The following is a 13,572-nucleotide window of genomic DNA, read 5'->3' as shown; positions in this document are numbered from 1 at the left end:
AAAGCCCCGGCTCAGCGGGGCTCGCAAGAGGTCAGGTGACGACGGTGCCTCCATCGCGGCGCCGCTCGACCAGGGTGGCCGTGCCGCCGTCGCCCTGGGTGTTGAAGAAGATGAAGCGCCGGTCCGGTGTGCCCACCAGGCTGGAGCGCAGCGAGGACGGTCCCCCTGAGCGCGCCATGGCCGCCACGGCCAGGGTACGGGCGCGCAGGCCGTCGGGCATGACCAGCCAGCGCCCCTGGCGCTCCACGATCTCAATGGCGCCGTGCAGCTCGCCCTCGTCCACGAACAGGGCCAGCACACCGTGGCGGGGGTTGCCATCCAGCGGCTGGAACAGCAGGCCGGCGGCGCGCTGCCCGGGGCTCAGCGCCCAGTGATGCAGCACCTGGGTGCGTGCAGGCTGCGGCAGCGCCTGGCCCCCCGGGAACACGGGCCACCAGCCGGCATCGCGCAGGCGGCCGGCCTCCCGGCCCATGGCCGGGCCAGGCCGGGTCTCGCCAGCTTCGCGGGGGGTGGGGATGCCGTAGTCCTGCATGGCTTGCAGTGTGAGCAGGCTTGATGACGTCTTTGTGGCACCCACATGACATCTCCATGACATCCATCACCCGGATCCGGAGAGTCTTGCCATTCATTCAATATTTCAAGTATTATTGAAACATGAAAAAAACCAAGGCCACCGAAAACGAAGCCCTGCGCTCTCTGGCGGCGCTGGCCCAGGCCCAGCGCCTGCGCGCCTTCCGCGCGCTGGTGGTGGCCGGCCCCGCCGGGCTCACGCCCGGCCTGCTGGCGGTGCAGCTGGACATCAGCCCGAGCGCCCTCTCCTTCCACCTCAAGGAACTGGTGCATGCCGGCCTGGCCAGCAGCGAGCCCGATGGCCGGCACCTGGTGTACCGCGCGAACTTTGCGCAGATGGACGCCCTGCTGGCCTATCTGACCGAGCACTGCTGCCAGGGCGCCGCCTGCGAGATCAGCCCCAAGCGCAGCAAGAAGGCCGCCTGCGCCACCTGCTGATCGACACCCACCTACTTTTCCCAGGAGCCCCCATGAAACGCTTTCACGTCCACCTCCATGTCGAAGATCTCGCCAGGAACATCGCTTTCTATTCGGCCATGTTCAAGCAGACCCCGGCCCGCACCGAAGACGATTACGCCAAGTGGATGCTGCAGGATCCGCCGGTGAATTTCGCCATCTCCACACGCGGAGACAAGCCGGGTCTCGACCACCTGGGTTTCCAGGTCGAATCGACCGAGGAGCTGCAGGCCCTCAAGACCCAGGCCGAGCAGGCCGACATGGCCCTGCTGGACGAGGGCGAAACCACCTGCTGCTATGCGCGCAGCGACAAGTACTGGGTGACCGACCCGCAGGGCATCGCCTGGGAGCAGTTCCACACCCTGGACAACATCCCGGTATTCAGCCAGAAGAATCAAGCCGCGCCGCAAGCCGGTGCCTGCTGTGCGCCGAAGAAGGTGATCGAAGTGGCGAGCGCCGGCTGCTGCGCACCGACATCCGCCCAGGTGGCCAACGGCGCCAAGGCCTGCTGCTGAAACCCAGTTTTCCCATCGGAACCGACATGAACCACAAGACGCCCCTGAACGTCCTCTTCCTCTGCACACACAACTCGGCACGCAGCATCCTGGCCGAAGCCACGCTGAACCACATCGGTGGCAGCCGCTTCAAGGCCTGGTCCGCCGGCAGCAGCCCGCGCGCTAACCAGCAGCCCAACCCGCTGGGTCTCAAGGCGCTACAGGCCGTGGGCATCAGCACCGATGGCCTCTACAGCAAGAGCTGGGACGAATTCGCCCGGCCGGATGCACCGCAGATGGACCTGATCATCACCGTCTGCGACAACGCCGCCGGCGAGGTCTGTCCCATCTGGCCCGGCCACCCGGCCACGGCGCACTGGGGCTATGCCGACCCGTCCGAGGTCCAGGGCACGGAGGAACAGCGGCTGGAAGCCTTTCGCCTGACCCTGCAGGCGATCAAGCGCCGCCTTGACCTGCTGGTCAGCCTGCCGCCGGAGAAACTGGCCAGCCAGCTGATTCAGACCTCCGCCCGCGCACTGGCCCGGGATGCCTGAGATGAGTGCGCAATGTGAAGTGACGGCCAAGCAGGCCGCCGGCGCACCCATGAGCGTATTCGAGCGCTACCTGACGATCTGGGTCTTCCTGTGCATCGTGGCCGGCATCGCGCTCGGCCAGCTGCTACCGCAACTGTTCCAGGCCATCGGCCGCATGGAAGTGGCGCAGGTGAACCTGCCCGTTGGGCTGCTGATCTGGGTCATGATCATCCCCATGCTGGTCAAGGTGGACTTTGGCGCGCTGCACGAGGTGCGCCAGCACGTGAAGGGCATCGGCGTCACGCTGTTCGTCAACTGGCTGGTCAAGCCCTTTTCCATGGCTCTGCTGGGCTGGATCTTCATCCGGCAACTCTTTGCGCCCTGGCTGCCGGCCGACCAGCTCGACAGCTACATCGCCGGCCTGATCCTGCTGGCGGCCGCGCCCTGCACGGCCATGGTTTTTGTCTGGAGTCGATTGACCGGCGGCAATCCGCTGTTCACGCTGACGCAGGTGGCCGTGAACGACAGCATCATGGTCTTCGCGTTTGCGCCGCTGGTCGCGCTGCTGCTGGGCCTGTCGGCCATCACGGTGCCCTGGGACACGCTGCTGACCTCGGTCGTGCTCTACATCGTGGTGCCGGTCATCATCGCCCAGCTCTGGCGCCGAGCCCTGCTGGCGCGCGGCCAGGCCGACTTCGATGCGGCCATGGCGCGCATCGGTCCCTGGTCCATTGCCGCCCTGCTGGCCACCCTGGTGCTGCTGTTCGCCTTCCAGGGCGAGGCCATCCTGCGCCAGCCGCTGGTCATCGCACTGCTCGCCGTGCCCATCCTGATCCAGGTCCTCTTCAACTCGGCCCTGGCCTACTGGCTGAACCGTGCCGTGGGGGAGAAGCACGAGATCGCCTGCCCTTCGGCCCTGATCGGCGCCTCCAACTTCTTCGAGCTCGCCGTGGCCGCAGCCATCAGTCTGTTCGGCTTCCATTCAGGCGCCGCGCTGGCCACTGTCGTGGGCGTGCTGATCGAGGTACCGGTGATGCTGCTGGTGGTGCGCGTCGTCAACCAGTCCAAGGGCTGGTATGAGCGGACCGAGCGTACGGGCGCGTGAAAGGAAGGCGTCATGAGCGACATCACGATCTATCACAATCCGAATTGCGGAACGTCCCGCAACACACTGGCCCTGATCCGCAACACGGGCACCGAACCCCGCGTCATTCACTACCTGGAGACACCGCCGAGCCGGGCCGAACTCGTGCAGCTGATCGCTGCACTGGGCAAGCCGGTACGGGATGTGCTGCGCCGCAAGGACACTCCTTACGAGGAGTTGGACCTGGACCATGTGAAGTGGACCGACAACGCGTTGATCGACTTCATGCTGGCCCACCCGATCCTGATCAACCGGCCCATCGTCGTCACACCGCTGGGCACCCGGCTATGCCGGCCCTCCGAACAGGTGCTCGACATCCTGCCTCAGCCGCAGCAAGGCGCGTTCAGCAAGGAAGACGGCGAAGTGGTGATTGACGCGCAGGGTCGGCGCGTCAATTGCTGAATCCCTGAACCTCAGGCGCGCAGCGTCTGGGCCAGCCGTTCGGCACAGGCCTGGGCCTGCGCCGCATCGCGCGCCTCCACCATCACGCGCACCAGCGGCTCGGTGCCGCTGGCACGGATCAGTACACGGCCTGTCTGCCCCAGTTCGGCTTCGACAGCCTGGGTTTCCGCGGCCAGGCGTGTGTTGGCCTTCCAGTCCTGCCCCGGCTGCAGGCGCACATTGATCAGGGTCTGCGGGAACAGCGTGACACCCGCCAGCAGCTGCGCCATGCTCTGGCCGCTGCGCACACAGGTCTGCAGCACCTGCAAGGCCGAGACCAGGCCGTCACCGGTGGTCTGCTTGTCCAGCGCCAGCAGGTGGCCCGAACCTTCGCCGCCCAGCAGCCATTTGTGCTTGTGCAGCTCTTCCAGCACATAGCGGTCGCCGACCTTGGCGCGCACGAACTGCACACCGCGTTTCTTCAGCGCCACTTCCACCGCCATGTTCGTCATCAGCGTCCCCACCACGCCGGGCACATGCTCGTCACGGCCCAGGCGGTCGTCGGCCATCAGGTAGAGCAGCTCGTCGCCGTTGTACAGGCGGCCGGTGGCATCGACCATCATCAGGCGGTCGGCATCGCCGTCCAGCGCCACGCCGTAATCGGCGTGGTGGGCTTTCACGGCAGCCACCAGCGCGTCGGTATGGGTGGCGCCGACCTCGCGGTTGATGTTCAGGCCGTCCGGCGCGCAACCGATGGCCACCACTTCGGCGCCCAGTTCGTGGAAGACCTTGGGGGCGATGTAATACGCCGCGCCATGCGCGGCATCGACCACGATCTTCAGGCCCTTGAGCGTGAGGTCGCTGGCAAACGTACTCTTGCAGAACTCGATATAACGGCCCGCTGCGTCGTCCAGCCGGCGTGCGCGGCCCAGGCTGGCCGAGTCAACCCAGACCGGCGGCTCGTCCACCGCAGCCTCCACCGCCAGCTCCCAGGCGTCCGGCAGCTTGGTGCCCTGGGCACTGAAGAACTTGATGCCGTTGTCGGGATAGGCGTTGTGGCTGGCGCTGATGACCACGCCCAGCGAGGCGCGCTGCGCGCGCGTGAGGTAGGCTACACCCGGCGTGGGCAGGGGGCCCAGCAGCACCACCTCCACCCCGGCCGAATTGAAACCCGACTCCAGCGCGCTCTCCAGCATATAGCCTGAAATACGGGTGTCCTTGCCGATCAGCACCACGGGCTTGTCCTCGCTGCGCTTGAGCACGCGACCTACCGCATGCGCCAGGCGCAACACGAAGTCGGGCGTGATGGGGGCCTGCCCCACCGTGCCGCGGATGCCATCGGTGCCAAAGTATTTCCTGCTCATGAACCTGTCCCCTGGAATTCCGTTTTTTGAATGCTATTCATTTTATAGCTGCCAGCACCTGTAGCGCCTGCACGGTTTCCCGCACATCATGCACGCGCACGATGGCCGCGCCCCGCTCCACGGCCAGCAGCGCCGCCGCCACGCTGGGCGCCAGACGCTCGTGCTGCCCCGGCGGCGTCGTGCTGCCCGGTGGCAGGCCGGCCACGGCACCCAATGAAGACTTGCGCGACCAGCCGGCCAGCAGAGGATAACCGGCTGCCAGCAGTTCGCCCTGGCGCGCCAGCAGCGAGAAATTCTGCGCCACTGTCTTGCCGAAGCCGATACCGGGGTCGAGCACGATGCGCTCCCTGGCCACTCCGAGTGACTGCAGCGCCTGCGCGGCCTCTTGTAGGAAGGCCTGCACGGCCGGCAACACGTCACCGTCCATGGGGCTGATCTGCATGGTGCGCGGCTCACCGTGCATGTGCATCAGGCAGACGCCGCAGTTCGGGTGCTGGGTGACGACCTGGCGGCCGTCCAGCGGATCGGCCGCATCCGACCAGCGCAGGGCCCAGATGTCGTTGACGATGTCGGCACCCAGGTCGAGGGCGGCCTGCATGACCCGCGGCTTGTAGGTGTCGATGGAAAGCGGCACACCCAGTTTCACGGCCTCGCGCAGCACCGGCAACAGTCGGGCCAGCTCCTCGTCCCGCGGCACCTGCACGGCGCCCGGACGCGTCGATTCCCCCCCCAGGTCCAGGATGTCGGCGCCGTCCTTGAGCAACTGCTCGCAGTGCAGCAAGGCGGCATGCGTGGAGGCGTGGCGGCCGCCATCGGAGAAGGAGTCGGGGGTGATATTGACGATGCCCATGACCTGCGGCCTGGACAGGTCGATGGCGTAGCGGGTGGTCTGCCAGATCATGCGAAATCGGAGGGGGTCAAAACAAAACGGGGCACTGGGCCCCGTTTGTGATGATCGCTGGATCAGGCAGCCGATGGTGAAGGATCGGTCTTGACCGCCGGTGTGCCGCCGGCATCACCGCCGCCGGAGTTCGGCGTGCGCGGCGACCAGTCCTTGGGCGGACGCGGCTCCTTGCCGGCCATGATGTCGTCGAGCTGCTCGGTGTCGATGGTTTCCCACTCCAGCAGGGCCTTGGCCATGGCGTGCATCTTGTCGGCATTGTCCTCGATCAGCTTGCGCGCCTGGGCGTACTGCTGGTCGATGATGCGGCGCACCTCGGCGTCGACCTTCTGCATGGTCTGCTCGCTGATGCTGGTGGTCTTGGTGACCGAACGGCCCAGGAAGACCTCGCCCTCGTTCTCGGCGTAGACCATGGGGCCCAGTGCATCGGTCATGCCATAGCGCATGACCATGTCACGTGCGATGTGGGTGGCACGCTCGAAGTCGTTGGAGGCGCCGGTGGTCATCTGGTTCATGAACACTTCTTCGGCGATGCGGCCGCCGAACAGCATGCTGATCTGGTTCAGCATGTACTCGCGATCGTAGCTGTAACGGTCCTTCTCGGGCAGGCTCATGGTCACGCCCAGGGCGCGGCCACGCGGGATGATGGTGACCTTGTGTACCGGATCGCACTTGGGCAGCATCTTGCCGATCAGGGCGTGGCCGGACTCATGGTAGGCCGTGTTGCGGCGCTCTTCCTCGGGCATGACCATGCTCTTGCGCTCGGGGCCCATGAGGATCTTGTCCTTGGCCTTCTCGAAGTCCTGCATCTCGACCACCCGCGCATTGCGACGTGCAGCCATCAGCGCAGCCTCGTTGCACAGGTTGGCCAGATCGGCGCCGCTCATGCCGGGCGTGCCGCGGGCGATGATGGCCGGAGCCACGTCCTGGCCGATCGGGATCTTGCGCATGTGCACATTGAGGATCTGCTCGCGGCCACGGATGTCGGGCAGCGTCACGTAGACCTGGCGGTCGAAACGGCCCGGGCGCAGCAGTGCGGCGTCCAGGATGTCGGGGCGATTGGTGGCGGCCACCACGATCACGCCCAGGTTGGTCTCGAAGCCGTCCATCTCGACCAGCATCTGGTTGAGGGTCTGCTCGCGCTCGTCGTTGCCACCGCCCAGGCCGGCACCACGCTGGCGGCCGACGGCGTCGATTTCGTCGATGAAGATGATGCAGGGCGCGTTCTTCTTGGCGTTCTCGAACATGTCGCGCACGCGGGCCGCGCCCACGCCGACGAACATTTCAACGAAGTCGGAGCCCGAGATGCTGAAGAAAGGCACCTTGGCCTCGCCGGCGATGCCCTTGGCCAGCAGCGTCTTGCCGGTGCCCGGGGGGCCGACCAGCAGCAGGCCGCGGGGGATGCGCCCGCCGAGCTTCTGGAATTTCTGCGGGTCCTTCAGGAAGTCCACGACCTCCTTGACCTCTTCCTTGGCCTCGTCGCAACCGGCCACGTCCGCGAAGGTGACCTGGTTGTTGTTCTCGTCGAGCATGCGCGCCTTGCTCTTGCCGAAGCTGAAGGCGCCGCCCTTGCCGCCGCCCTGCATCTGGCGCATGAAGTAGATCCAGACGCCGATCAGCAGCAGCATGGGGCCCCAGCTAACCAGCAGGGTCATGAGCAGGGAGCCTTCCTCACGGGGCTTGACGTCGAACTTCACGCCGTTGGCGATCAGGTCGCCGACCAGGCCGCGGTCCAGGTAGGTGGCAGTGGTGCGCACCTTGCGGTCGTCGGTGGTGGTGGCAATGATTTCGGTGCCGCCGGGGCCTTCCTGGATCAGCGCGCTCTTGATGCGGTTGCTGCGCACTTCCTCCAGGAAGTCGGAATAGCCCAGCGTGCCGGTTGCGGCGCCACTGCGGGTGTCGAACTGCTTGAACACCGTGAAGAGCACAAGCGCGATCACCAGCCAGACGGCCACTTTAGAAAACCACTGATTATTCAAGTGCAACTCCAGTACGGATGCCAGGGAAAAACATAGCTTGTAGCCATTTTAGGCGTTTCAAGCCTGCGCCCGATTGATTTTGCCTGCGACAGCCATTGATGATGGAGGGGATTTGGGGGCGATTTCGCCCTTTACACGCCGAGCCTCAGCGCCACAGGCGAAAGATCAGTCGGCCGCCACCTGCTTCAGACCCACACCCACCAGGAAAGTTTCAGACGAACGGTCGCGCGACGCCTTGGGTTTGACGGGTTTGACGGTCTGGAAATTCGTCCGGAAGTGCTGGATGATCTCTTCGTAACCCCGGCCATGGAAGACCTTGGCCACCAGGGCGCCCGAGGGCTTGAGATGGTGCTGGCAGAAATCAATCGCCAGCTCGATCAAATGCTCCATCCGGGCCGCATCGACCGAGGACACGCCCGAGAGGTTGGGGGCCATGTCCGAGACCACCACGTCGGCCTGGCGGCCCTGCAGCAACTCTTCCAGCCGGGCCAGCACCTCGGGTTCGCCAAAGTCGCCCTGGATGTACTGCACGCCCTCGATCGGCTCCATGGGCAGCAGGTCCAGGCCGATGATGGTGCCCTTGAGTTCACCCACGGCGGCCCCGCCGGGTGCCATGCGGCGGCGCAGGTACTGGCTCCAGGCGCCGGGCGCGCAGCCCAGGTCCACCACCACCTGGCCGGGCTTGATCAGGCGCAGGGTTTCGTCGATTTCCTTGAGCTTGTAGGCCGCCCGCGCCCGATACCCCTCCTTCTGCGCCAGCTTGACGTAGGTATCGTTGACGTGGTCGTTGAGCCAGGCCTTGTTGACCTTCTTGCTCTTGGTGTTGACTTTCATTTCTTTCCTTAGGGAGGGCACAGGTGGCCGTATCCCAACAATCCAACGATAATACCGACATGCCAGCGATACAACTGACCCCCGCCGAGCGCAAGGAATTCCGCGCCGAAGCCCATCACCTGGACCCCGTGGTCATGATCGGCGGCGACGGCCTGACGGCCGCCGTCAAGAAGGAAACCGACTCTGCCCTCAAGGCCCATGGCCTGATCAAGGTGCGCGTCTTCTCGGACGACCGCGCCGAGCGCGAGACCATCTTCCAGACCCTGGCCGAGGAGCTCGACGCGGCGCCTATCCAGCACATTGGCAAGCTGCTGGTGCTCTGGCGTCCCAAGCCGGAAAAGGTCCGCACCGAGGACGAGGACCGCAAACCCGGTCCGCGTGACGTCAAGGTGCTCAAGTTCAGCAAACGCGGCGGCCAGCGCCCCGAGGTCAAGCTGCTGCGCGTGCTGGGCAACCAGCGCCTGACGCCGGGTGGCAAGGTCAAACGCGCCAAGCCCAAGCAGACGAGCGTGAAGAAACGCAGCCAGACCTGAGAGCCTGCGAATAAATCTACTGCGCGGTCCGATCGCCGCGTTGGGCGGTGCTCGCTCCTCGCCTATCGTCTTGATATGTCTCGTCGCTGTGCTCCGTCCGCCTTGCGCTCGGGCCGCTCGCTACGATTTCTTCACAAGTTCTCACGTTTCGTCAGCCGCCAGAAAGTGATGGCGGCACAGAACCACTGCAGGACATAAAGCGCGCTGCCGGCCCGGTGCCACAGCGCCAGGTTCTCGCGCGCCACGATGCGCGGCGCCACCGCGAACTCCACCAGCAGGGCCAGCAGCAGGCCGCCCACGACGGTAAGCCGCACGGCCTGCAACGGGCTCTCCCCGGCCCCCTCTTCCCCATCGTCACGCGGGCGGGAGGCCAGCAGGAGCAGGACGGTACAGGCCACGGTCACCCAGGTCTGGGCGGTAAAAAGCCTGGCGGCCATGCCGCCGGCCAGGGCCGGACTGGGCAGGTGCACAAACAGCAGAGGCACCACGAGAAAACCGATGGTCGTGAGGCTGCCCCACCAGAGCGCGGCTGCCCAAAGCGGCAGCCTGAGCAGGAAAGCACGCACCGTCCTGGCCCCGGTTGTCAGCGGTAGCTGACGGCCACGATCTCGTAGCGCTTGACGCCAGCGGGCGCCTGCACTTCGGCCGTGTCGCCCTCTTCCTTGCCGATCAGGGCGCGGGCAATGGGGCTGCCGACGTTGATCAGGCCCAGCTTGAGATCGGCCTCGTCCTCGCCGACGATCTGGTAGGTCACCGCGTCCCCGGTGGACTCGTCTTCCAGCTCGACCGTGGCACCGAACACCACCTTGCCACCGGCATCCACGGCCGATGGGTCGATGACCTGGGCGGCGGAAAGTTTGCTCTCGATTTCCTGGATCCGGCCTTCGATGAAACCCTGGCGATCCTTGGCGGCGTCGTATTCGGCGTTTTCGCTCAGGTCACCCTGGGCGCGCGCTTCGGCAATGGCATTGATCACCCCTGGGCGATCCACCGTCTTGAGACGATGCAATTCGGCCTTGAGCTTTTCGGCGCCGCGGGTCGTGATCGGAATGGTGGCCATGTCTCTGTGGTTCTTAAAGGGTAAAAGTAAAGGGGGCAGACCAGCGCATAACGCGGGCCTGCCCCAGGGGGTTCGGAAGATTATGCCAGTTGGGCGTGCAGTTCCTGCACCGAGTACACGTCCAGGTTGTCCATGTACTTCATGCCCTCGACGGCGGCTTCCGCGCCGGCGATGGTGGTGAAGGTGGTCACCCGGGCCAACAGCGCCGAGGTACGGATGTAGCGCGAATCGGCGATGGCGTTGCGGCGCTCCTCCACCGTGTTGATGACCAGGGCGATGTCCTCGTTCTTGATCATGTCCACGATATTGGGGCGGCCCTCGGTCACCTTGTTGACGACCTCGCAGGCCAGGCCGGCGGCCTCGATGGCCGCCGCCGTGCCCTTGGTGGCCACGATGGTAAAGCCCAGGGCAAGCAGCCCCCGGGCCACGGCCACGGCGCGCGGCTTGTCGCTCTGCTTGACCGACAGGAAGACCCGTCCGGACCTGGGCAGGCGGGTGCCAGCGCCGAGCTGCGACTTGACGAAGGCTTCGCCGAAAGTCTTGCCCACGCCCATGACCTCGCCGGTGGACTTCATCTCGGGGCCGAGGATGGTGTCCACACCGGGGAACTTGACGAAGGGGAACACGGCCTCCTTCACGCTGAAGTAGGGCGGTGTCACTTCCTTGGTGATGCCCTGCGCGGCCAGGGTCTGGCCGGCCATGCAGCGTGCCGCCACCTTGGCCAGCTGGATGCCGGTGGCCTTGGAGACGTAGGGCACGGTACGCGAGGCCCGCGGGTTCACCTCCAGCACGAAGATCACGTCCTGGCCATCCTGTTTCTGGATAGCAAACTGCACGTTCATCAGGCCGACCACGTTCAGGGCGCCCGCCATGGCAGCCGACTGGCGCTTGAGTTCGTCGACGGTGGCCTTGGACAGCGAATACGGCGGCAGCGAACAGGCGGAGTCGCCGCTATGCACGCCAGCCTGCTCGATGTGCTCCATCACGCCGCCGATGAATGTCTTGCCCTCGGGGTCGCGCAGGCAGTCCACGTCGCACTCGATGGCGTCGTTCAGGAAGCGGTCCAGCAGCACCGGGCTGTCATTGCTGACCTTGACCGCCTCGCGCATGTAGCGCTCCAGGTCGCGCTGCTCGTGCACGATTTCCATGGCACGGCCGCCCAGCACGTAACTGGGGCGCACCACCAAGGGGTACCCCAGGGTCGCGGCCTTCTCCAGGGCTTCCGGCTCGGTACGCGCGGTGGCGTTAGGCGGCTGTTTCAGGTTCAGCGTACGCAGCAAGGCCGAGAAACGCTCACGATCTTCGGCCGCGTCGATCATGTCCGGGCTGGTGCCGATGATCGGCACGCCTTCGGCCTCCAGGCCCAGGGCGAGCTTGAGCGGCGTCTGGCCGCCGTACTGCACGATCACGCCGGTCGGCTTTTCCTTGTCCACGATCTCCAGCACGTCTTCCAGCGTCAGCGGCTCGAAGTAGAGGCGGTCCGAGGTGTCGTAGTCGGTGGACACGGTCTCGGGGTTGCAGTTGACCATGATGGTCTCATAGCCGTCCTCACGCATGGCGAGTGCGGCATGCACGCAGCAGTAGTCGAACTCGATGCCCTGGCCGATGCGGTTGGGGCCACCGCCCAGCACCATGATCTTCTTCTTGTTGGTCGGCTCAGCCTCGCACTCGTCCTCGTAGCTCGAATACATGTAGGCGGTGTTGGTCGCGAACTCGGCGGCGCAGGTGTCCACGCGTTTGTAGACCGGCCGCACCTTGAGAGCGCGGCGCGTATCGCGCACGGCCTTCTCGCTGGTCTTGAGCAGCTTGGCCAAGCGGCGGTCGGAGAAACCCTTCTTCTTCAGGGCGCGCAGCGTGACGGCGTCCAGCGCAGCCAGGGCCTGCTCGCCCTTCTCGGCGGTCAACTTGTCCAGATCGAGTTCGATCTTCACGATCTCCTCGATCTGCACCAGGAACCACTTGTCGATCTTGGTGAGGTCATACACCTCGTCCACCGACAAGCCCATGGCAAAGGCATCGCCCACGTACCAGATGCGCTCGGGGCCGGGCTCGCCCAGCTCCTTCTCCAGCACCTCGCGGTCCTGGGTCTTCTCGTTCATGCCGTCCACGCCGACTTCCAGACCGCGCAGGGCCTTCTGGAAAGACTCCTGGAAGGTGCGACCCATGGCCATGACCTCACCCACGGACTTCATCTGGGTGGTCAGGCGGCTGTCGGCCGTGGGGAATTTCTCGAAGGCAAAACGCGGGATCTTGGTGACCACGTAATCGATGCTGGGCTCGAAGCTGGCCGGCGTGGCGCCGCCCGTGATGTCGTTGCGCAACTCGTCCAGCGTGTAACCCACGGCCAGCTTGGCCGCGACCTTGGCGATCGGGAAACCCGTGGCCTTGGACGCCAGAGCGGAAGAGCGGCTGACGCGCGGGTTCATCTCGATCACGATCATGCGTCCGTCTTTCGGGTTGATCGAGAACTGCACGTTGGAGCCGCCGGTGTCGACCCCGATCTCGCGCAGCACCGCCAGCGAGGCGTTGCGCATGATCTGGTATTCCTTGTCGGTCAGGGTCTGGGCCGGGGCCACGGTGATGGAGTCACCGGTGTGCACACCCATGGGGTCCAGGTTCTCGATCGAGCAGACGATGATGCAGTTGTCGGCCTTGTCGCGCACGACTTCCATCTCGTACTCTTTCCAGCCCAGCAGCGACTCCTCGATGAGCAGCTCCTTGGTGGGCGAGGCCTCCAGGCCGCGCTTGCAGATCACCTCGAACTCTTCCGGGTTGTAGGCGATGCCGCCGCCGGTGCCGCCCAGCGTGAAGCTGGGGCGGATGACGGTGGGGAAACCCACGGTCTTCTGCACGCCCCAGGCCTCTTCCATACTGTGGGCAATGCCCGAACGTGCCGAACCCAGGCCGATCTTGGTCATGGCCTGCTTGAACTTCTGGCGGTCTTCGGCCTTGTCGATGGCCTCGGGCGTGGCGCCGATCAGCTCGACCTTGTACTTGTCGAGCACACCCTGGTGCCACAGGTCCAGCGCGCAGTTCAGCGCGGTCTGGCCACCCATGGTAGGCAGGATGGCGTCGGGCTTTTCCTTGGCGATGATCTTCTCGACCGTCTGCCAGGTGATGGGCTCGATGTAGGTGACGTCGGCCGTGGCCGGGTCGGTCATGATCGTGGCGGGGTTGCTGTTGATCAGGATGACCTTGTAACCCTCTTCGCGCAGGGCCTTGCAGGCCTGTACGCCGGAGTAGTCGAACTCGCAGGCCTGGCCGATGATGATCGGGCCGGCGCCGATGATGAGGATGCTCTTGATGTCTGTGCGCTTGGGCAT

General features: G+C 65.4%; 14 protein-coding genes. 6 read left to right on the top strand and 8 right to left on the bottom strand.

Annotated features, from left to right (window positions below; all coding sequences use genetic code 11):
• Positions 1-31 precede the first annotated feature (31 nt).
• Positions 32-577, bottom strand: a complete 546-nt coding sequence (locus HTY51_RS05855) for a hypothetical protein (RefSeq protein ID WP_174251852.1) — start codon at positions 575-577, stop codon at positions 32-34.
• Positions 578-654: 77 nt separating this feature from the next.
• Here HTY51_RS05855 and HTY51_RS05850 point away from each other — a divergent pair, with 77 nt between their 5' ends.
• From HTY51_RS05850 to arsC, 5 genes are read left to right on the top strand one after another with little or no spacing between them, the layout of a single operon-like run.
• Positions 655-1,008: a helix-turn-helix transcriptional regulator gene (locus HTY51_RS05850; RefSeq protein WP_174251851.1), complete on the top strand. Its 354-nt coding sequence runs from the start codon at positions 655-657 to the stop codon at positions 1,006-1,008.
• 32 nt (positions 1,009-1,040) lie between these two features.
• Positions 1,041-1,541 carry an ArsI/CadI family heavy metal resistance metalloenzyme gene (locus HTY51_RS05845; protein WP_174251850.1) on the top strand — a complete coding sequence of 167 codons (501 nt, stop codon included), beginning with the start codon at positions 1,041-1,043 and terminating at the stop codon, positions 1,539-1,541.
• Positions 1,542-1,567: 26 nt separating this feature from the next.
• Entirely contained in the window at positions 1,568-2,074 is a 507-nt protein-coding gene (locus tag HTY51_RS05840) for an arsenate reductase ArsC (RefSeq protein ID WP_174251849.1), read from the top strand.
• Position 2,075: 1 nt separating this feature from the next.
• Positions 2,076-3,158: an ACR3 family arsenite efflux transporter gene (gene arsB, locus HTY51_RS05835; protein WP_174251848.1), complete on the top strand. Its 1,083-nt coding sequence runs from the start codon at positions 2,076-2,078 to the stop codon at positions 3,156-3,158.
• 12 nt (positions 3,159-3,170) lie between these two features.
• Positions 3,171-3,599 carry an arsenate reductase (glutaredoxin) gene (gene arsC, locus HTY51_RS05830; protein ID WP_174251847.1) on the top strand — a complete coding sequence of 143 codons (429 nt, stop codon included), beginning with the start codon at positions 3,171-3,173 and terminating at the stop codon, positions 3,597-3,599.
• A gap of 11 nt (positions 3,600-3,610) precedes the next feature.
• On the opposite strand, the gene glmM is transcribed toward arsC, so the two are convergent.
• From glmM to HTY51_RS05810, 4 genes are all read right to left on the bottom strand, one after another.
• Entirely contained in the window at positions 3,611-4,942 is a 1,332-nt protein-coding gene (gene glmM / locus HTY51_RS05825; RefSeq protein WP_174251846.1) for a phosphoglucosamine mutase, read from the bottom strand.
• Between the two features lie 37 nt (positions 4,943-4,979).
• Positions 4,980-5,843, bottom strand: a complete 864-nt coding sequence (gene folP, locus HTY51_RS05820; RefSeq protein WP_174251845.1) for a dihydropteroate synthase — start codon at positions 5,841-5,843, stop codon at positions 4,980-4,982.
• Positions 5,844-5,905: 62 nt separating this feature from the next.
• On the bottom strand, positions 5,906-7,822 hold the full coding sequence (gene ftsH / locus HTY51_RS05815) for an ATP-dependent zinc metalloprotease FtsH (protein ID WP_174251844.1): 1,917 nt from the start codon (positions 7,820-7,822) through the stop codon (positions 5,906-5,908).
• 165 nt (positions 7,823-7,987) lie between these two features.
• Entirely contained in the window at positions 7,988-8,656 is a 669-nt protein-coding gene (locus tag HTY51_RS05810; protein ID WP_174251843.1) for an RlmE family RNA methyltransferase, read from the bottom strand.
• Between the two features lie 59 nt (positions 8,657-8,715).
• Here HTY51_RS05810 and HTY51_RS05805 point away from each other — a divergent pair, with 59 nt between their 5' ends.
• Positions 8,716-9,189 (top strand): YhbY family RNA-binding protein, encoded by a 474-nt coding sequence (locus tag HTY51_RS05805; RefSeq protein WP_174251842.1) that lies wholly within the window; start codon positions 8,716-8,718, stop codon positions 9,187-9,189.
• Between the two features lie 131 nt (positions 9,190-9,320).
• Here the strand turns inward: HTY51_RS05805 and HTY51_RS05800 are convergent, their stop codons facing one another.
• The 3 genes from HTY51_RS05800 to carB all read right to left on the bottom strand — a co-directional run bounded on the left by HTY51_RS05800 (position 9,321) and on the right by carB (position 13,572).
• Entirely contained in the window at positions 9,321-9,755 is a 435-nt protein-coding gene (locus tag HTY51_RS05800; RefSeq protein ID WP_254607001.1) for a DUF4149 domain-containing protein, read from the bottom strand.
• A gap of 17 nt (positions 9,756-9,772) precedes the next feature.
• A complete protein-coding gene (gene greA, locus HTY51_RS05795; RefSeq protein WP_174251841.1) occupies positions 9,773-10,249 on the bottom strand; it encodes a transcription elongation factor GreA in 477 nt (158 codons plus the stop codon).
• An 80-nt stretch (positions 10,250-10,329) separates the two neighbouring features.
• Positions 10,330-13,572, bottom strand: coding sequence for a carbamoyl-phosphate synthase large subunit (carB, locus tag HTY51_RS05790; RefSeq protein ID WP_174251840.1), 3,243 nt, complete (start codon positions 13,570-13,572; stop codon positions 10,330-10,332).

Source organism: Rhodoferax sp. BAB1 (genome assembly GCF_013334205.1).
Lineage (GTDB): Bacteria > Pseudomonadota > Gammaproteobacteria > Burkholderiales > Burkholderiaceae_C > Hylemonella.
This window is presented reverse-complemented; position numbering and strand designations above follow the sequence as displayed.